This is a genomic window from Streptomyces sp. NPDC056948 (genome assembly GCF_042674225.1).
Classification (GTDB): Bacteria; Actinomycetota; Actinomycetes; order Streptomycetales; family Streptomycetaceae; genus Streptomyces; species Streptomyces purpurascens.
Genome location: NZ_JBHUQX010000821.1, coordinates 1 through 1,184 on the forward strand (window position 1 = coordinate 1; position 1,184 = coordinate 1,184).

The 1,184-nt window shown below is 72.6% G+C and carries 1 protein-coding gene and 1 pseudogene; one reads left to right on the plus strand and one right to left on the minus strand.

Annotated elements, in window-relative coordinates; translation table 11 throughout:
• Positions 1–38 precede the first annotated feature (38 nt).
• Positions 39–578 (minus strand): superoxide dismutase family protein, encoded by a 540-nt coding sequence (locus ACFTZL_RS45010; protein ID WP_382596466.1) that lies wholly within the window; start codon positions 576–578, stop codon positions 39–41.
• A 288-nt stretch (positions 579–866) separates the two neighbouring features.
• Here ACFTZL_RS45010 and ACFTZL_RS45015 point away from each other — a divergent pair.
• A pseudogene (locus ACFTZL_RS45015) lies at positions 867–1,184 on the plus strand (hypothetical protein); the annotation flags it as partial.

Here is a 1,184-nt window from a genome sequence, read left to right on the forward strand (position 1 = left end):
GGCTGCCCGGCGCGCGGTGCGCGATGCACGGTGCGCGCCTAATCGCCCTCGCCCACCGGCTCGAACGGCACCGTGAAACAGGCCGCCCGCACTCCCGCGCCGCCGGGCGCGTCGTGGATCACGACCGAGGACGCCTCGCCCGGCCGGAAGCCCCAGTCGTGCCGGGCACTCGCCGCACCCGCGCCGCGCCGGTCGGCCGTGAAGTCCAGCCAGACCTCGTTGTCCGGGCCGACATGGTGCGGATCGCTCGACGGCCGGTTCTGGTAGTGCCCGCCTGCGGCCTCCGGGTCGGCGCCGCAGGGCTTCCGGTGCACATGGACGCCGTAGGCGTGGCCGGGCTTCATGCCGGCCACCTTCAGCCCTACGGTCGTCGCGCCGCCGGGCGCGGTGTGCTGGCGGACCTCGATCCACGAGGCCACCGGAACGAGACTCCTGTCGTACGTCAGCGCCGCCGACCGGTCCGCTTCCCCGGGCACGGCGAACCGGGCCTGTGCCCGCATCGAGTAGGTCTCGACACCGCCGGGGCCACCGGCGAACAAAGCGGTCGCGACGGCGGTCGCGCACATTCCTGCCAGCATGGTGTGCACCGTTCCTCACCTTGTGTCTGATTCAGCCCCTTCTGTTGCTACGGGACACCCGCGCCCAGCGCCCTCCGGGGCACGGCAGGCGGGTGACGGCTCGGGGCGAGTGACGACCCGGGACGAGCTGAGACACGAGGTGGACAGTCGGTACCGAACATACGAGCCCCCCGTGAACCGCCCGTCACACCCCAGGCGTACGCTGTATGGCTGTCATGGCCATTCCTGCCGCTCCCCGCGCGACATCGCGGCACGGTCTGGCCCACGGGGGATTCACGGGGAGTCGCGGTGCTGGAGCAGGTGGGGTCGCTGATAAGCAGCCCATGGATCTACGCGGTGGTGGCCCTGTCCATCCTGCTCGACGTGTTTCTGCCGGTGCTGCCCAGCGGCGTCCTGGTGATCACGGTGGCCACGGCGGCGGCCGCGGGCTCGGCGACCGATGTGCCCGACATCCTGGCGCTGACCCTCTGCGCGGCCACCGCCTCCGTCCTGGGTGACCTGGTCGCCTATCGCCTCGCCTGGCGCGGCGGCGCCCGTCTGGACCGGGCGATCTCCCGCTCCCGGCGCCTGACCAGCGCGCAGGAACGTCTCGGCGCGGCGCTGGCA

Coding starts and splice junctions, on each gene's coding strand:
- ACFTZL_RS45010 (WP_382596466.1), bottom strand. CDS start 578: ATGCTGGCAGGAATGTGCGCGACCGCCGTCGCGACCGCTTTGTTCGCC.